Origin of the sequence: Limnothrix sp. FACHB-406 (assembly GCF_014698235.1) — a bacterium.
Lineage (GTDB): Bacteria > Cyanobacteriota > Cyanobacteriia > CACIAM-69d > CACIAM-69d > CACIAM-69d.
This window is the reverse complement of record NZ_JACJSP010000002.1, coordinates 341,784-360,104: the sequence shown is the minus strand read 5'-3', so window position 1 is coordinate 360,104 and position 18,321 is coordinate 341,784. Positions and strand designations below refer to the sequence as shown.

The window sequence follows — 18,321 nt, the reverse complement described above, 5'->3', positions numbered from 1 at the left end:
TCAACCGCCAGATTCCTCAGTCCCCACCCGCAACCCAGATCACCATAGTCACTGATCACCATGGTCAACCCAGGAACCCGATACACTACTAGATAGCGATTAACCAAATAGCAATTCAACGGCGATCTTTCCGATTGCCCCTCAGGCTGCATCCATCCCAACGGCATTCAGCCCGGCTCTATCCGGCCAGGCTCTGCCCCTGTCTCGTCTACTTCTCCTGCTCCCATCCCCCTTTAGCGACTCACAGCACCGGCGGCGCGCTATGTCATTCGAGATTCAACGAGGGCTTTTTGGTCACGATGTGACGGATCACTATGCCATCCTGGGCATTCCGTTGGGGACAGATCCCAAAACCGTGCGCAAGCGGTTTTTACAAATTGCCCCCCGACTGCATCCCGACACCTGCTCCGCTGCCAATGCTCAGGGCAAAGCCTATGCCCAGCAACTGATGTCGCGGCTGGTGAACCCCGCCTACGCTACCCTCTCCAACGATGCCAAGCGGGCAGATTACGAGGCCGTGTTGCGCACGTTGCATAGCCGCTTGCCCCAGCAGGCCAACAAGGTGGCCATCCAAGGGGCCCTGGCCCGCGAGCTAAGTCAGGCTGCCAATGTACAGGGTACTTATCTCAAGGCGTTACAAACCCTCACGGCCAACCAATACGACGATTTGGAACAGGTGCTGAACCGGATTGCCGAAATTAGCGAACTGAATTTGGTTTACCTGCTCAAAACCACATCGGGCAGCGCCAGCCCAGCGCGTCCGGCCGCTGCTCCCCCGCCGCCGGCCCAGCGACCAGCATCCCCTCCCACCAGCGGCGGGGAAACCACGGGGGCCCGAGAAGGGGCCGCCAGCAATACGCAGTTTGTGGTGCGGGCTTTGCAACGGGCGGAGGAATTAACCGCAAAGGGCCAATTTGCGATGGCGATGCAGGAGTTGAAGGATGCGCTGAAGATTGATGGGAACAATGCCGATTGCCATGCCTGGTTGGGCAAGGTGTATTTGGCTCAAAAGCAAGGAACCTTGGCCAAGGTGCATTTGACACGGGCGTTGGCGATTGATCCGCGCAATGCGATCGCCCTGGCCGCTAAGCAGGAACTCGATCGCGCCACGGGCGGCCAAGCCACGGGCCAAGCCACGGGCCAAACCGCCAAACCCAACAAACCACAGCCCAAAACGATCGGGGGCGGCAAAGATAAACCCGGCGGTGGGTTGTTTGGGGGCCTGTTTGGCCGTAAGAAGTAGGGGGCCGATGTTCACTGCCCGATCGATTTCGTTTCCCCCCTGACACCATGGCAATTCACCAACCCCCGACCGGCGCGCGCGATCTGTTGCCCCTTGATGTGGCCCAGAAGCATTGGATCGAAACCAAGCTGCAAGATGTGTTTCAGCGCTGGGGCTATCAGTGGATTGTCACGTCCACCCTGGAACGGGTCGATGCATTGGTGGCGGGCGGTTCGGTGCGCCGGGACAAGGTGATTCAAATCTATGACAGCGAAAGTGAGGATCTGGGGCTGCGGCCGGAGCTGACGGCTTCGATCGCCCGGGCCGCCGTTACCCGCATGGCCGGCGTGACTCACCCCCAGCGCCTTTGCTACAGCGCCAATGTGTTTCGCAAGCCCCCCAAGGGCAGCGCCAGCCGCCAGCAGGAGTTTTTCCAATCGGGGGTGGAGCTGTTGGGTGTTGGGGGCGTGGCGGCTGATGTGGAGGTGCTGTTGCTGCTGACGGACTGCCTGGAGCGATCGGGCGTGGCCGATTGGCATTTGCTTTTGAGTGAGGCGGGCTTAACCCGATCGCTCCTGGAACCCTTCCCCCAACCCTGGCGAGATCGGGTGCGTTCAGCCATGGCGCGGCTTGATCGCCTGGCCATCGAAGCCATGCCCCTTGACCCCGCCCTGCGCGATCGGGCTTTGATTTTGTTTGATCTGCGCGGCCGCCCCATGGACGTGATTCAACAGGTGGGCCAACTGGACTTAACCCCCGACCAGCAAGCCATGCTCGATCGGCTCAAAACCACCGTTGACCTGCTGCAAGATTACGGTCGAGCCACCGAACAAACCCTGCCGATCGTCCTGGATCTGAGCCTCATTCAAACCTTTGACTACTACACTGGCATCGTCTTTGAAGCGATCAGCAGCGCCGACACCGGTCACGAAATCCTCGGCCAAGGGGGGCGCTACGATCAACTGCTGGGCCTATACGACCCCGACGGCAACAGCTATCCCGGCATTGGCTTTTGCTTAAACCTGGAACCTTTGCACCGCGTCCTTTCCAGCGGAGAGCGCCTGCCCAATCAACTGCCCGCCAGTGACTGGTTAGTGGTTCCAGCGGGGCCGCGCGCCCGGGCCGCGGCCTTTGTCTATGCCCGTCGTCTGCGCACGGAAGCCCCCAGCTTGATTCGGGTGGAATTGGACTTGCAAGCCACCGTGACGCGGGAGTCGGCCCGCGATCGCGCCCGGGCCCGTCGCATCGGGCGGCTGGCTTGGGTGCAAGAGGACGGCTCGATCGAAACGGAAACGATCACCAAACGCAAAGGGCCTGAAGCCCCCTAGTGATCGGGCCCATCGGCAATCAGCGAATCCGCGAGCACCGGATCCGTTTCCAACAAATCCCCCGTGGACGGCAACTGAGCATGGGGAGCCATTTGCAAAAACAGCCGATAGCGATCTAACTGGGCCGATCGCAGGCTGCGGCGCAACTCATTGTCATACAACCCTTCGAACACCACCCGATCTTCCTTCTGGGTGGTTTCCGGGGCCAAGGGTAATGGCTCCGGCCCATCGATCGAAACCAGGTTGTACTGGACATTTTCCGTGTAAATTGCAAACGTCACATTGAAAATGTCAAAGAAATAAATGGCCCAGCGACATTTTTCCTCATCAAACTGTTCGTAATATTTCACCAATCGCGCAATACACAAATCCAAGTGCGATCGGGTGCTGGGGGCAATCAAAACCAACTTCAACAGAAAAATGGTCAGCGTTAACGCACTGCCATTCGACAAAATGAGCAGAAAAAGCCGCGAGGGATTATGCAAATCTTCCGTCGTCAGAAACTGAATTAAGTGGCGGCAGGTCTCCGCCTGCAAATCTTCCGTAATCACCTCATCATGATGTTCCGCCAGCAAGCTCGCTAACTTGTCTTGTAACTTTTGGCGAACCACCTTCGTCATGTGATCTTGGGTACTTTCCAAGATGATGTATTTCAGCAGACTTTTTTTATAGCCGTGATACCTCAGCCCTTCCGTTTGTTGCAAAAACAAATTGGCCAAACTGGAGTAGCTATATTTTCCCGTCCGCAAAACAATTGACTTCACAATTTTGAGCACCTGATCACCCAAATTGGTTGGATTTTTCAGGCGCTCTCGATCGCTCCGGCTCGATTGAGACTTGGCCATATACATCGCCAAATCAAACTTAAAACGCTCCCGCCACTGTCGCGCATAGGCCGCCGCCGCTTCCCGTTGCTCCAAGGGATTGTTGGGATCCACCGATTGAGCCACCAATAGTTGTCCCACATAACGACTGCTCCAATGCTGCTCCTCGGGCGCAATGGCAGTTTCCGTGATCTGATCGGACTGTAATCGAGTGCGCGTGGCCGTCATTTCCGACTGGCTTTGGTCAGAAGCTTGGGAGTGATCCAGTTCGTGACGCGCAATGAAAAGTTTTAGCTCATCATAGTCATTACTACTAATGAAATCCGCAACCCACTGGCGCACCCGATTCAACGACAAGGACGCGCTATCACTATGTTCATGGGAATGCTCAAACATCGCAATCAGGCGATAAATAAAAGCCTCATTCCGACGACTAGCCCAGTTATTAATCAAGATGTAGCAAGACCGCTTGAGAGTAGTTTGAAAGGCCTCTTGATTATTGAGAAAAACCAGTTGATATAAAGCATGTAAAGGCTTGCTATCGGTTGTGTCACAGCAGTTGATAAACAAGCAGCAAAATTCGTGCAGAACTTCCTCCGGCGAAAGATTCTGCACCGATCGAATCAGGTGTTGAAAAATAATGTCTTGAATTTGCGGAACCGTTAAACGGCTTGGAAGTTCACCCTTGGGCGCAGGCGAAGCTCCCAGTCCCTGAGAATCGGACTGATGGCGGCTGGCAGATCGATCGCTCATGGCAGAAAGAGGAGAGGAGGGCAGGAGAGCGTCCATGGTGGAGTTGTGCCGAAAACCCATCGGTTGTAGATGCAATGAAACAGAAACAATACGTTAAATGGGGTTGAATGTTGGAAATTGCTCATTCCAAACTGATCACCAACCTGCCGCATTAGCCCGGAACCTTCACTCACTGAAATCGCAGCCATCAGTCTCAGTGATAGCTGTGTGATCGCTGTTGAGGGCCGCTGCTTGATGATTACAGTTGAGCAACTTAATCAACATCAATTCAGTAGGGATTTGCATTGGTCAGCGCCAATTCCTGACAAGTTCTGCCAATTCTGGCTCATCAGTCGCGAAGGTTTGTGATGACAACCAGGGGGCAACCACGAGCACCAGCAAATTGGTGTAAAAAAAGGCACTTAATAACACTTAAGTATGAACATATTCCGAGTCTAGCAAATTCAGATTCACTATCGGTAGAGTGTTGTCAGCCCTCCCCCCCAAATACTTCACCATTAGCCACTAACAGTTCAACAATCAAGCTTTGTTGGCTGTCATGGGTTTGGGGAAAATTCCCTAGCTCTACGTGGGGACACTGGAATTTCTATCAGGCTGAGTTCAAGGGTTTGGATCGCTCAACAAAAAACCCCCTGAACCAGGAACCAGTTCAGGGGGTGATGAATTGACCGGCAATTCAACAGGTCGTTCAACCGTCAATTCAGTTGTTAATGGGTGATACCCGAGAGCACCACAAAGCAAAAGACCGCTAGCCCGTGATGCCCGATAGCACCACGAAGCCCAAAACCGCCGCAAACACGATCAACGCATAGAACTGGGCGCGACCGTTCTCGAAGTACTTCAGACCTTCGCCGGAAATCAGGGTGACGAAACCGGTCAGGTTCACCGCGCCATCGACGATTCGGAAATCCACTTCCATCACCTGGCGGGCCAGGCGGCGGCTGCCTTGGACAAACAGTCGATCGTAGATTTCATCGAAGTACCACTTGTTCAGGGACAGGCGATAGAAGAAGGGAATCTTTTGGGCGATCGCGCTGGGGTCGATCGACTTCTTGAAATACATCAAGGAAGCCAAGGTAATCCCGATCAGCGCAATGCCCACGGAGTTGCCGCCCATCACCAAAAACTCGGTGAGGTTAAAGGCGTGCTCCGCGTGCTCGGCGGCGTGGGGCGACTCCAGGAAATGCTCAAACAAGTTGTTCCAGGGCACACCCAGCAACCCAATCAGCATCGAGGGAATCGCCAACACCACCAGAGGCAACACCATCGTGGTGGGCGACTCGTGCGGCTCGTGGGCGTGGTGATGGTCGTGGTCGTGGCTCAGTTCCTTGGGATCCATCGCGCCGGGCCCGAAGTTCGGGGCCACTTCCACGGGCACGGGCACAGCGGCCGCCGCCAGCAGTTGTTCTTGGATCGCCTTGTCATTGCCCCGGAATTCGCCTTCAAAGGTGTTGAAGTACATCCGGAACATGTAGAACGCGGTCACACCGGCCGTGACCCAGGCGATCGCCCAGAGAGCAGGGTTGGCCTCAAAGGTCAGACCCAGAATTTCATCCTTCGACCAGAACCCGGCAAAGGGCGGAATTCCGCAAATGGCCAGCGTTCCAATAAAGAACGTGCCCGCCGTAATCGGCATATATTTCCGCAAACCGCCCATCAAGCGCATATCCTGCGCCAACACGGCGTTGTGGCCCACCACCGCTTCCATCCCGTGGATCACGGAGCCGGAACCGAGGAACAGCATCGCCTTGAAGTAGGCGTGGGTCATTAGGTGGAACATCCCGGCGCTGGATGCGCCAACGCCCATGGCCATCACCATGTAGCCCAACTGGGACATGGTGGAGTAGGCGAGGCCTTTTTTGATGTCGTTTTGGGTGATCGCGATCGAAGCGCCCAGCAGGGCCGTGAAACCACCCGTCCAGGCGATCACGGTCATCACGTCGGGCAGCCCTTCAAACACCGGAATCATCCGAGCAATCAGGAACACACCCGCCGCCACCATCGTTGCCGCGTGGATCAGGGCAGAAATCGGCGTGGGGCCTTCCATTGCGTCCGGTAGCCAGACATGCAACGGGAATTGGGCAGACTTGGCGACGGGGCCGAGGAATACGAGGATGCAAAACAGGCTGGCCACGCCCGCGCTCAGGGAGCCGGAAGACACCAGCTCTTGCAGGCGATCGCCCATCACGTTGAAGTCAAAGCTGCCGGTACACCAGTAGAGCGCCAACAGCCCCAACAACAGGCCAAAGTCACCCACCCGGTTGGTCACGAAGGCCTTTTGGCAGGCTTCGGCGGCGGGTTTGCGATCGAACCAAAAGCCGATCAGCAAATAGGAGCACATCCCCACCAGTTCCCAGAACACATAGATCTGAACCAGGTTGGGGCTGATCACCAGGCCCAGCATCGAGGAGCTGAACAGGCTGAGGTAGGCATAGAACCGCACATAGCTCGGATCATGGGCCATGTAGCCATCGGTGTAGATCATCACCAAGAACGCCACGGTGGTGACAATCACCAACATCAGGGCGCTCAGGTGGTCGATCGTGTAGCCCATCGTGATGTGGAAGTCTCCGGCGGCTGCCCATTCGATGCTGCGGGCGAAGGCTTCGTGGCCGTTGAGTTGGCTCCAAAACAGGGCAAAGGCCATGGTCATGGCCCCACCGATCGTGGTGAGGATGACGATCGCGTTAATTTGCCGCAGCTTGTTGGTGAATTGGTTAAAGGAAATCAGACCCAGGCCGACCAGCGCTGCACCAAGCAACGGCAAGACCGGCACGAGCCACGCATACTCGTAAAGCGGTTCCATCGCACAAGCCTGTGTTACAAGACAGGACGTTCAAAAGTTGTCTGGCCGGGCGATCGGGCTGGGGCTGGTGGCGGGGAATGCAGCCAGTGACGGATGCAGCCAACAAACGGCCCCAGAGTAATCGTCACGATCCGGCAAAACCAGTGACTATTGTGGCATGGGTGGCCGAGGGCGATCGGGCAGTTTTGCGTTGGTATTTGGGATCACGGGGCGATCGGGCAGCCCCTGAGTTAAAAACGAGTTACAAACCTCTTTACATTTCTTAAAAAGCAGTTACAATTGTTTACAGCACCCCAACCGAGAGCAACCACCATGACGCAACGCGGCTACACCACGGAAGAACTGGGTCGTTTGAACAACTTCGCCGTTGAACCCAAGGTCTATGTAGACGACGTGCAGCGTGTGGGCTTCACCCAATACGCCGAACAACTGAACGGCCGCCTGGCAATGATTGGCTTCCTGTCTGCCCTGGCTGTGGAATTGGTCACCGGCCATGGCGTTGTAACTTGGCTCACCAACCTGTAATTGACCCACCACCCCAAGACTCACGGATTCTCATTTTTCAGGGGATCCGTTCTCAGCAAGTCTTCTTTTGGTCAATCAACATTAAGTTTCCCTTCGATCTCTAAAGAATCCATCACCTAAGGAATCATCCAGGGCTGCCTAGGCAGTCCTTTTTTATTTTTTACTGCTCTATTTTTACTGCTCTATTTTTGATTTCTGAATTCTTTATTGGATTCATCCCTTTTTTGATCAATTCCTTGCTGGTTACAGCCCTGGCGGCGATGGATTGGGGTTGCCTAATTTGGCCCAATAGACCTCTTGCATTAATCAAGACCCTCACCCTAAATCCCTCTCCCAAGTCGGGAGAGGGACTTGATCACCCGCCACGAGATCGCCGTAACCCAGCAGTTCTGGCTCCCCTTCGCCCACCTTGGGAGAAGGGGTTGGGGGATGAGGGCAACGAGCTGATTCGTGCAAGAGGTCTAATCAGCCACCTCAAAAGACCAGATTGGCTGGCAGGGGGCCAACAGCCCCCCAAATATCGCCGCCAGCAAGAGACTTCTAGATCTGTAGCCTAGAGACCCAGGCCCAGAGACCCAGGCCTAGAGACCTAGCCTAAAAATCTAGAGCCTAGAGATCTAGGCGCGGAATCCTCGTTGGTGCATCACCAAATCCATGAATTCCTGGCGGGTTTTCGGATCTTCCGCAAACACTCCACGCACCGCGCTGGTCACAGTCCAGGATCCTGGCTTTTGCACCCCACGCATCACCATGCACATGTGGGTTGCTTCCACCACCACGGCCACTCCTTGGGGCATCAGCAACCCTTGAATCGCATCGGCAATTTGGGCCGTCAGCCGCTCTTGCACCTGGAGCCGTCGGGCATACATTTCGCAAATCCGAGCAATTTTGGACAGGCCAATCACTCGGCCATCAGGAATGTAGGCCACGTGGGCCCGGCCAATGATCGGCAGGATGTGGTGCTCACAGGAGCTAAACAGGTCAATATCGCGCACCAAGACCATCTCATTGGCGTTTTCGTGAAAAACAGCACCATTGAGCAGTTCATCTAGGGATTGTCGATAGCCCGAAGTCAGAAACTGCAAGGCTTTGACCACTCGCTTGGGGGTGTCGCGCAGGCCTTCGCGATCGGGATCTTCCCCCAATCCAATTAACAGCGTCCGCACAGCTTGCTCCATCTCGGCCTGGCTGACGGGGGGTTTGGCCGCCGTGGTGATCAGGTTGGGCCGAGGTGACTCGATCGAAAGGGTCATAGGAATTGAGATCGCGGTGAATTGGAGTGGATTGGGAAACGCCCACCCAGCCCGATCGGGTAGGTGAGCGTGCAGGTTGAAGAGATTCAGAGTTTGGGCGGCGCAACCCATCCAGCCCTAGAAACCAGCATTGGCTCCATGACTTGGGTTGGCATCAGACCAGTTATTTGGAGCAACTGGCTTGAATTTCCCTTGAGAAATTATAATGATAATCATTCTCATACAATCACTTTTGCATCAAATTGCTGATGCAGATCGCTAATACAGATCGCTGATGCCGGCTGAAGCGAGAGGCTGACCCATCGATCGCGCCATACCTAACCACACCGTCTCTAACAGCACCGTCTCGAACCGCGCCATCTCGATCGCACTGACTTTTGAAAACGACTTTTGAAAATCGGAGTGTTTTAATGACCGTCACCCCCATTTCACCGACCACCCAGACCACAGACCCGATCGCCCCGGAATCCACATTGGAACCAATCCTGGAGCCAACAGCGGAACCAATCGCGCGGCCACGGCGATTGCGCCGATCGGCCACCCTGCGGCGAATGGTGGCGGAAACGGTGTTGACGGCCCAAGACTTGATCTATCCGGTGTTTGTGATGGAAGGGACGGGGCTGGTGGAGCCAATTCCCTCAATGCCCGGTTGCGATCGCCGATCGCTCGATCGGTTGTTGGAAAAGTTGCAGATGGTTCAAGGGGTGGGCATTGGGGCGATCGCCCTGTTTCCCGTGATTCCGCCCGCCCAAAAGGACGCGATCGGCTCCGAAAGCCACAACCCCAACGGCCTTGTGCCCCGGGCCGTCAAAGCCATCAAAGCCGCCTTTCCCGATCTATTGGTCTTTACGGATGTGGCCCTCGATCCCTACACCACCCATGGCCACGATGGAATTGTGGATGAGGCGGGACGGATTTTGAATGATGAAACCGTGGCGGTCTTGACCCAACAGGCCCTGATGCAAGCGGCCGCAGGGGCGGATTTTGTGGCCCCGTCCGACATGATGGACGGCCGAGTGGGGGCCATTCGCCAAGCCCTGGATGCGGCTGGATTTTGGCAAACGGGCATCCTGGCCTACAGTGCCAAATATGCCTCGGCCTATTACGGCCCCTTTCGGGATGCCCTAGATTCCGCCCCGCAGTTTGGCGATAAGAAAACCTACCAGATGGATCCGGCTAATCGACGGGAAGCGCTCAAGGAGGCGCTGTTGGATTTGGCGGAAGGGGCGGATGTGTTGATGGTGAAACCGGCTTTGGCCTATTTGGACATCATTTGGCAACTGAAGGCCCAAACCCAACTGCCGGTGGCGGCCTACAACGTGTCTGGGGAATACGCCATGGTGAAAGCTGCCGCCGAGCAGGGGTGGATTGATGAACGGGCGATCGTGCTGGAAACCCTGTTGGGCATGAAGCGGGCCGGGGCCGATTGGATTTTGACCTATCACGCGGTGGACGCGGCCCGCTGGTTAAGGGAGCGGCCCTAGCGGGTGGCTAGCTCGATCGCCCCCACAACCCGATCGAGCTGCTCCAGGGTCAGGCCCGGAAACAGGGGCAACGAGAGAATTTCATTGGCTAACTGTTCCGTCACCGGGAAGGCCCCAGCTCCGTAGCCCAAGGATTGCAAGGCCGGTTGCAGATGGCAGGGAATGGGGTAGTGAATGCCCGCAAAGATCTGTTGCTGTTGCAGGGCCGCCAGCAGTTGATCGCGATCGAGCCGACAGGTGGGCTGCACCCGCACCACATAGAGGTGATACACATGGCCCAGCCCCGACTGATTGGCGATCGGGACAATGCCGCGATCGGCCAGGGCCGCCAACCGCGCATCGTAGGCCGCCGCCAACTGGGCCCGGTCTTCATTCCAGCGGGGCAAATGGGGCAACTTCACGGACAACACCGCCGCCTGCAACGTGTCAAGCCGCGAATTCATGCCCAACTCTTCGTGGAAATATTTGCGAGGTGCGCCGTAATTGCGCAACATCCGCACCTTTGCCGCCACGGCTGCATCGCTGGTGACCACGGCTCCACCGTCCCCGATCGACCCCAAATTTTTGCCCGGATAGAAACTAAAGGCCGCCGCCCGTCCCAAGGAGCCGGCCAACCGCCCGCCCCGCCGCGCCAAGTGGGCCTGGGCCGCATCCTCAAAAATCAACAGACCGGTGCGATCGGCCAAAGCCAACAGGGCTTCAGGATCCACCATTTGCCCATAGAGGTGAACCGGAATTAGGGCCTTGGTTTTGGGGCCGATCGCCCGTTCCGCCGCCGCCAAATCGATCAGCGCCGTGTCCGGATCGCAATCCACCAACACCGGTTGGGCCCCCGATCGCAACACCCCCAGCACCGTGGCAATGAACGTGTTGGCTGGCACAATCACCTGATCTCCCGGCCCCACGCCACAGGCCGTTAGCCCCAAGGCCAACGCATCGGTTCCCGTACCCACGCCGACACAATGTTCAACACCACAAGCCGCCGCAAAAGCCGCCTCAAAGGTAGCCAAAGCCTGGCCGAGCACAAAATCGCCCCGATCGAGCGTGCTGGCAATGGCGCGATCGAGTTCGGCCCGCAAGCTCTCGTGCTGCATCGACAAATCCACCAGGGGAATCGGCATTGCCATGGGCGTAATCGGAGCGGTCACCATTGGAGCATGGGTCAGGGAAGCCGGCACAGCATCGGTCATAGTCAATTGCTCAATCCAAAAAGTAGCGGGAAGATCGTTCAGTATCTCGATTTTGGAGCCTGATTTCGCCAATTGGTGTGCACCGGGTGGTAGTTGCTCCTGTACCATGCGTTCAGTGTCCCGTTTGCGGTTTCCTGAATCGTCCCGAATCGCCTCCGGCAACCATCTTTAGGTAACTGTCTCGGGCACTTAATCTTCGAGGCAACACCGTTCAGGCAACACCATTCAGGCAACACCGTCCGGAACCCCACAAGGCACACAGCCCCATTGTTCCCACCCATGCTGTTGGGGGTTAATCAACAGAACTTTTGGAGAACGTTGTTCATGGCCCCACTGAGTCAGGATTCAGTCGATCGCCCCAAGTCCAGCCCCCTCCCCGATCGCCCATCCGGTTGGCAGCGGTGGCGGGAAAGCGTGCAAATTATCGGCATTGCCCTAGTGCTGGCCCTGTTGATTCGCACCTTTGTGGCAGAACCGCGCGTCATTCCTTCTGAGTCGATGTATCCCACCTTGGCCGTGGGCGATCGGTTGGTGGTGGAAAAAATTTCCCACTGGTTCCGGCCCCTGCAACGGGGCGACATTGTGGTTTTTGCGCCGCCGCCCCAACTGCAAGCCCTGGGTTACCCCCGCGATCAAGCGTTTATTAAGCGGGTTATTGGGTTTCCGGGCCAAACCATCGCCGTCAAAAACGGCCAGGTTTATTTGGATGACCAACCCCTCACGGAGCCTTACACCCTGGAACCACCCACCTACGAGTTAGCGCCCGTCACCGTTCCTGCACAAATGTTGTTTGTCATGGGTGATAACCGCAACAATAGCAATGATTCCCATGTGTGGGGCTTTTTGCCGATCGAGAACGCGATCGGGCGGGCCTGGTGGCGGTTTTGGCCGCTCGATCGGTTCGGTCTCACCAGCCGCTAGCCCCAGCCACTGGCCGGAAGCGCGACCCAACCCACCGCTTAAATCCAAGATGACTCCGTGTAAGTTTTCTTGGATTGAAGTTGATCTCGCTCAGATGCAACTTAAATTCAACTGTTTCAATCGTTTTTAATCATTTTGAATCGTTTTTAATTATTGATTCGACTATTTCAGCCGTTTGAATTCTATTGACTCGATTTCTGAAGACTTTTTTCACGCCATAGCCATTTTTCAATAGACTTTTCATCATCCGTTGGCAACCCTTCCAGCCATCCAGGTAGCTTCCTGACCCCGATCGCTCCATGACCGTTGCCGACTCATTTTCCTGGGATTTTGACCCCTCGTTTAGACCTATCAATCCCCCTATGGATGATTGGGATTTGTCGCCTCCGCCGCCCTCTGAAATGGGGGATCGCGAGGTGCTGTTGGATGGGATGCATCTGGCCGGCCGGCGCATTGCCCTCCTCGTTTGTGGCAGCATTGCCGCCTATCGATCGCCCGATGTGGCCCGGGCCCTGCGTCGCCAAGGAGCGGATGTGGTGGCCTTTGTGTCGAAGGAGGCCCGCCGCTACGTCACCTTGGAGGCCCTGGAATGGAGCACCACGAACCCCGTTGTCACCAAACTCACGGCCGCGGCCGAACACCTCAGCGATGCGCACCCCTTCGCGGCTTACTTAGTGGCCCCCGCCACCTACGACACGATTAATAAAATGCGGCTGGGGATTGCCGATGGCGTGGTGACGGCGACCCTGGCTTCGGCCATTGGGCGCATGGAGGCGGGCCGCACGGAGGTGTTGGTGGCTCCGACGATGCATGGCACGATGCACAACTCCCTCCTGACGGATTCGTTGCAGGCCCTGCGATCGATTGGGGTACGGATGATTCAACCCCGCCGCGCCTATGGCAAGAACAATTTGCCCGATCCGCAAACCCTTGTGGTGCAGGTCTGTCGGGTGCTGAGTCGATCGCCCCTACACGGTGTGCCGGTGATGGTGACCGGTGGGCCAACGCCGGTTCCCTTGGATGCCATTCGTCGAATTACCAACTGCTTCACGGGGCAACTGGGAATTGAAATCGCCAAAGAACTCTATCTCCGGGGATCCCAAGTGCATCTGGTGCATGGGGCGGGCAGCACCGCGCCACCGGACTGGATCCCCCACACCATTACACCGACCTATCACGACTATCGCGATCGGGTGTTATCGCTGTTGCAGGAACGGGATTATCGGTTTGGGATTTTTTCGGCGGCCGTGGCGGACTATCAACCCGTGCAGATTCACCCGGGCAAAATTCCCAGCGGCGGCCAGTGGAAGACGATTCAACTGCAACCCACAGAGAAGGTGATTGACCTGGTGAGCGAGTTGGCTCCCCAGTTGGGTTTGATCAGCTTCAAGTATCAAGAGGGGGTGACTCACGAAGCCCTGATGCAAATTGCCCACGATCGACTCCAGCGGGGTCACTTGGCAGTGGTGGCCAATCGGGGGAATGAGACGGGGCCCCGAGGGGAGCAAGTGGCCTATTTGGTCACCCGGGATCGATCGCCCCTGCGGATGTTAGACAAGCCGGGAATTGCCATGGGCATTGCCGATTGGCTGGAAAGCCTGTTCTAGGTTTTGGCTGATTTTTTGCCTAATTTCTGGTCTCAAGGTCTTGTCCTAATTCCTGATTTCATTCTCCCAAGCTTGGCGAATGGCGATGGCTAACGGCTCGCAAAGCCGTGGGGCTGGGGCGCTGGTTAGCCGATTTGGAGCGATCGGTGCGATGCTATAGGCGCTCGCAATCGCCCAAGGGGACGGCCCCAAAAATATGCAACCGGCGCATATATCGTTTAAAACCGATTGAGATTGAGATTGCGATCCTGCTGAAATACTGTTGAGAGACTGCTCAAACAAGCTTGCCCATAGGAGCTTGGTGTGGGCAGGTTTTAAATCGCGGCTGGATAGCGGTGCTGGGCAAACAGTTCCCGCAACTCCCAAAATTTCAGCAGTTCCGGCAATCCAAGCAATTCAAACAGTGCAAGCAACTGAGTGGGTTCATCGCCAGCGCTCACCCCGGTCGATCGATTCCCCGATCGCCCAGGGCCCGATCGCGTGATGTTGAGGAGTTAGAACACAATGGTTTATGCGGCTGGGGTTAGTGGTTCGGGAAGCATCGGGTTGACGTGGGATGCGGGCACGTTGGCGAGTTGGTTCGATCGCTACCTGGCTCCCCATGGCATCCGCACCAAGGTTTCGGCGCAAATGACCGGCCAGATTGATGTGTGGGTGGAGTGCCAGCAAGAACCGGAGCGCGATCGGTTGGTGCGGTTCATTTGCCACCGACTCCATGGCTTGAATTTGGCGGCGGTGGAAGGGGTGCGGATCATGGCCCGGCGCGTGGGTCAGCCGGAATTGCTGTGGCAGCAGTCGGTGCAGTTGGAGCAGCGGCCGGGCCTCAGTTCCACGGCCTATTATCAGCAGGTGTTGCCCCGATCGCCCGAGCAGCAGGTGATGCAACGCTTGGCCCATAGCTGGCTGGTGGCGCGAGATGGTTGGTCAGCGCTGGCGACGGCCACGCGCGATCGCTGGCGATCGCCCGTTGGCATGGATCTGGGCACTATTTCCCAATGGTTGCAGCCGGTGGGGCAAAGCTTGGGGGCTGGGCTAACGGTCGATCGGCTCAATGGTCGCTGCTTGGTGGTGGAAGTGCAGTTACCGCCAGAGGCCGCGATGGCAGCAACGGCCGCCGAAGTCATCTCCAGTGATGGGGAAAGTCTGGCGACCTCAAACACTTCAGGCAGCCCTTCAGACAGCACCTCAGACAGCGCTTCAGGCAGTACCTCAGAATCCCTGAGCCAACCCCACATCGTGCAAACCATTTGCCGACGACTGTGGCAATTCAACGCCTCAGAACAAGGCCAAGTCAGCGGCGTGCGGATTCGGGCCACGGTGTCAGGGCAGGTGGATCCCCTCTGGCAACAAACGATTCGGATTGCGGCTCCGGCGGGCCGGCGGGAGTTAGGGCTAGCGGGATTAACCCAATGGGCTACGGATCCGGCCCTGGAACCCATTTGGCGATCGGTGCTGTTGGGCGGGGCGACGATCGTGCCCTTTGTGTTGGCCCTGTGGCTGGCTAGTTCGTCACCCGATGCCACCCGATCGCGCCCCCAACAACCCTTGGCCAGCCCTCGCAGCGGCAATTCCACGGAACAGGTCTTGCCCCTGCGCCCGGCGATCGCCCCCGTGGCCAATCGGGTGCGGCAGGTTCGGCCGCCCGTGGTTCAGGGCGCTTTGGAACTGTTGCCGGTGGTGAATCACCCACCCGCCAATCCCACCGATCCGGCGGTGACCTTGATGTTTGGGGGAGATGTGACCCTGAGCGATCGGGTGAAGCGGCGGTTAGGGGGAGATTGGTCGGCGGCGTTGGCCCAGTTTCCCGAGTCCCGATCGGTCGATGTGGCCATGGTGAATTTGGAAAACCCAATTACGGATGCTGACCGTAAGCGATCGGGCAAGCGTTTCAATTTCCGTGCGGAACCGGAATCGGTGGCCGCCCTGGAGGCGGGGGGCATTGACCTGGTGACGCTGGCCAACAACCACACGATGGACTATAACCGGCCGGGTTTGTTGGACACCTTGGCAGCCTTAGATCAAAGCGACATCCACGCGATCGGGGCCGGGGAAAACATCACCGAAGCCCGTCGCCCCAAAATCTTGGACGTGAAGGGTCAACGGATTGCCTACTTTGGCTATTACAACGCCCATTGGCACGCGGCCACGGAAACCAGCGCGGGCACTAACCCACGCGAAAATGAGGCCTTGGCGGCAGATATCCAAGCCGTGCGCGATCAGGTGGATTGGGTGGTGGTGAATTTCCACTGGGGCGAAGAATTGGCACGCTATCCCGCTCCCTACCAACGGTCGATCGCCCGGCGAGCTATTGATGCGGGGGCGGATTTGGTGGTGGGTCACCATCCCCATGTGCTGCAAGGCGCTGAGGTTTACAAGGATCGGGCGATCGTCTATTCCCTAGGTAACTTCATTTTTGGTGGCCACTCGCGCAGCACCTACGATACGGCGGTGCTGAAGGTGGCCCTGCGAGATCGCCAAATGAAGGTGGACTTTGTGCCGGTGCGGGTGCAAAACTACCAACCCCGGGTGGCTAAGGGCGATCGGGCGAAGGAGATTTTGCAGGAGCTAACCTACATTTCCCGCCGGTTTGACCAACCCCTGACCCAATCCATGGTGTTGACGGCGCGATCGGCTCCCAATCTGACTCCCAATTCTGGCTCGGGTGATTTCGTTTCAAGCAATCCCGATTCTGGCAATCCCGATTCTGGTAATCCCGGTTCTGGTAATCCTAGCTCCAGTGCCCTCCCAATGACGATCGCCCCAACGGCTCCACTGACAGCCACCGGAGATCGCCCCCAACCCCAACTGCCGAGCTTTACCCGATCGGCCGCAACCACCAACGGGCAATCGCCGATCGTGGTCGCCCCCTTGCCCAGCCCCGCAGCGGCTCCGATGCCTAGCAGCTCGCCCGCCGTGGCCAGTGCCCCGATCGCTCCTCAGCGCCCCTCTCAAGCGGGGGCTAACCCCATCAGTTCTTCTGACGGCAGCGCGATCGGCCAGCGAATCCAAGCCACTGGCCAATCGGCACGCGATCGACTGGCGCAATTGATGACCGCCGTGGAACTGAGCGAACTGGTGCGCAATGCAGAAGCCCCCACGGATGAAGCGTTGGGGTCTAGCAACCGTTCCGTGGCGGCCATCACGGCTCCGGCAGGAAACCCATCAGCAACACCTAGCCCCATGGGCAGCGGCCCGCGCCGATCGATTTCCTTTGAAATTGGCCCAGAGGCCACCAGCTCAGAGCCAGCCACCGGGCGATCGACCACCAGCCCTCAACTGCCCTTTACGGCCCCTACCCAATCGGGAGCCACCCAGGACAACGGGTTCACGGCTGCACCATCTTCGATGCCCACCAACTACAGCAGCCTTAGCCTGCCCGCGTTGGTGAAGTCAGCGGCTGATCGGGCCCAGGCCATCCTGGAACCGTAGCGATTGGTTCGCTCCCATAGTTCCAGGTTCAGGCTTGGGGCGATCGGGGCTGACATTGAGGGCAAACATGGCTCGATCGCCCCGCAATCCGCAACCGCTCGATCGCCGTGCCACAAACGCGGCAGGGTTGCCCCTTGCGGTTATACACCCAAGCTTCCCCGCCGTAGTTACCGTTTACCCCTTCCAGGTTCACAAAATCGCTAAAGGTTGTGCCGCCCGCCGCCAAGCTGGCTTCCAGCACTTGCCGAATTTGCTGATGGAGCTTGCCAACCTGTTCCATGCTCAGGTCTGCGGCCCTTGTTTCTGGCCAAATGCCTGCCAAAAAAAGGGATTCATCGGCGTAGATATTGCCCAAACCGGCCACCAGGTCTTGATCTAGCAGGGTGGCTTTGATGGTTTTGTGGCGTTTTCGCAGCCGCTCCGCAAAGTAATCGATCGAAAAAGCCGGGTCAAAGGGTTCTGGGCCCAACTTCGCCAAACCGGTGATCACTTGTTCGATCGGGCGATCGGGTGACACCCACCACAAATGCCCAAACGTGCGCTGATCCACAAACCGCAATTCTCGCTCGATCGCGTTGGAGCGCAGTCGCAACCGAATCCGCGTGTGCTGATGTACCGGAGTCGCCGGATCCACCCACAAAAACTGGCCCGTCATTCGCAAATGGGCCCCCAACCAGCCGGCCGGCCGTTGCTCTCGCTGCAACTCGCCCAGCAAATACTTGCCCCGTCGTTTCCAGCTCACCAAGCAACAGCCTTGCAAGCCCGCTAAAAACGCCTCGGGTTCCGGAGCCGCCACCGCTCGATCGAGCAGCACTTCACCCCCCACAATCAGCCAGCCGGGAGTTGCTGTGGCCAACCCCCGCCGGACGGTTTCTACCTCTGGCAGCTCTGGCACAACATCCCCCAGCCTTGCAAAGAACCAACCCACGAATCAGACCAAGGCCAGCGCCCTGGTTTGCGCAACGCTGCCACCATCCCC

14 protein-coding genes are annotated in these 18,321 nt (G+C 57.5%); 8 read left to right on the top strand and 6 right to left on the bottom strand.

Translation table 11 applies throughout. The annotated features are described in order from the left end of the window. The first annotated feature begins 262 nt into the window (after positions 1–262). Positions 263–1,243 (top strand): J domain-containing protein, encoded by a 981-nt coding sequence (locus tag H6G53_RS03360; protein WP_099535347.1) that lies wholly within the window; start codon positions 263–265, stop codon positions 1,241–1,243. 47 nt (positions 1,244–1,290) lie between these two features. Further along, on the top strand, positions 1,291–2,550 hold the full coding sequence (locus H6G53_RS03355) for an ATP phosphoribosyltransferase regulatory subunit (RefSeq protein WP_190530913.1): 1,260 nt from the start codon (positions 1,291–1,293) through the stop codon (positions 2,548–2,550). Here H6G53_RS03355 and H6G53_RS03350 read toward each other — a convergent pair. Beyond that, positions 2,547–4,127, bottom strand: a complete 1,581-nt coding sequence (locus tag H6G53_RS03350; RefSeq protein WP_190530912.1) for a hypothetical protein — start codon at positions 4,125–4,127, stop codon at positions 2,547–2,549. The two genes, H6G53_RS03355 and H6G53_RS03350, sit on opposite strands and share 4 nt — an antisense overlap. 748 nt (positions 4,128–4,875) lie before the next feature. After that, positions 4,876–6,933: an NAD(P)H-quinone oxidoreductase subunit 5 gene (locus tag H6G53_RS03345; RefSeq protein WP_190354327.1), complete on the bottom strand. Its 2,058-nt coding sequence runs from the start codon at positions 6,931–6,933 to the stop codon at positions 4,876–4,878. Between the two features lie 143 nt (positions 6,934–7,076). On the opposite strand from H6G53_RS03345, the gene H6G53_RS18900 reads away from it, so the two are divergent. Together H6G53_RS18900 and H6G53_RS03340 are read left to right on the top strand one after the other, a co-directional pair. Continuing rightward, positions 7,077–7,199, top strand: coding sequence for a hypothetical protein (locus H6G53_RS18900; protein WP_255512332.1), 123 nt, complete (start codon positions 7,077–7,079; stop codon positions 7,197–7,199). A 46-nt stretch (positions 7,200–7,245) separates the two neighbouring features. Then, a complete protein-coding gene (locus H6G53_RS03340) occupies positions 7,246–7,458 on the top strand; it encodes a chlorophyll a/b-binding protein (protein WP_099535357.1) in 213 nt (70 codons plus the stop codon). 617 nt (positions 7,459–8,075) lie between these two features. On the opposite strand, the gene folE is transcribed toward H6G53_RS03340, so the two are convergent. Then, positions 8,076–8,711: a GTP cyclohydrolase I FolE gene (gene folE / locus H6G53_RS03335; protein WP_190354324.1), complete on the bottom strand. Its 636-nt coding sequence runs from the start codon at positions 8,709–8,711 to the stop codon at positions 8,076–8,078. A gap of 410 nt (positions 8,712–9,121) precedes the next feature. On the opposite strand from folE, the gene hemB reads away from it, so the two are divergent. Next, a complete protein-coding gene (gene hemB, locus H6G53_RS03330) occupies positions 9,122–10,195 on the top strand; it encodes a porphobilinogen synthase (protein ID WP_190530911.1) in 1,074 nt (357 codons plus the stop codon). Here hemB and H6G53_RS03325 read toward each other — a convergent pair. Beyond that, positions 10,192–11,331, bottom strand: coding sequence for a DegT/DnrJ/EryC1/StrS family aminotransferase (locus tag H6G53_RS03325; RefSeq protein WP_370567778.1), 1,140 nt, complete (start codon positions 11,329–11,331; stop codon positions 10,192–10,194). The two genes, hemB and H6G53_RS03325, sit on opposite strands and share 4 nt — an antisense overlap. Positions 11,332–11,709: 378 nt before the next feature. Here H6G53_RS03325 and lepB point away from each other — a divergent pair, with 378 nt between their 5' ends. Beyond that, complete coding sequence (lepB, locus tag H6G53_RS03320) at positions 11,710–12,306, top strand: signal peptidase I (protein ID WP_190530910.1); 597 nt, start codon at positions 11,710–11,712, stop codon at positions 12,304–12,306. Positions 12,307–12,668: 362 nt separating this feature from the next. Then, positions 12,669–13,913, top strand: a complete 1,245-nt coding sequence (locus tag H6G53_RS03315) for a phosphopantothenoylcysteine decarboxylase (RefSeq protein ID WP_099535365.1) — start codon at positions 12,669–12,671, stop codon at positions 13,911–13,913. Between the two features lie 314 nt (positions 13,914–14,227). Here H6G53_RS03315 and H6G53_RS18895 read toward each other — a convergent pair whose 3' ends face one another. Beyond that, a complete protein-coding gene (locus tag H6G53_RS18895; RefSeq protein ID WP_255407566.1) occupies positions 14,228–14,353 on the bottom strand; it encodes a hypothetical protein in 126 nt (41 codons plus the stop codon). Positions 14,354–14,417: 64 nt separating this feature from the next. Between H6G53_RS18895 and H6G53_RS03310 the strand changes: the two genes are divergently transcribed. Then, a complete protein-coding gene (locus H6G53_RS03310) occupies positions 14,418–17,342 on the top strand; it encodes a CapA family protein (protein WP_190530909.1) in 2,925 nt (974 codons plus the stop codon). A 28-nt stretch (positions 17,343–17,370) separates the two neighbouring features. Here the strand turns inward: H6G53_RS03310 and H6G53_RS03305 are convergent, their stop codons facing one another. Then, positions 17,371–18,237 carry a DNA-formamidopyrimidine glycosylase gene (locus H6G53_RS03305; protein ID WP_190530963.1) on the bottom strand — a complete coding sequence of 289 codons (867 nt, stop codon included), beginning with the start codon at positions 18,235–18,237 and terminating at the stop codon, positions 17,371–17,373. Positions 18,238–18,321 lie beyond the last annotated feature (84 nt).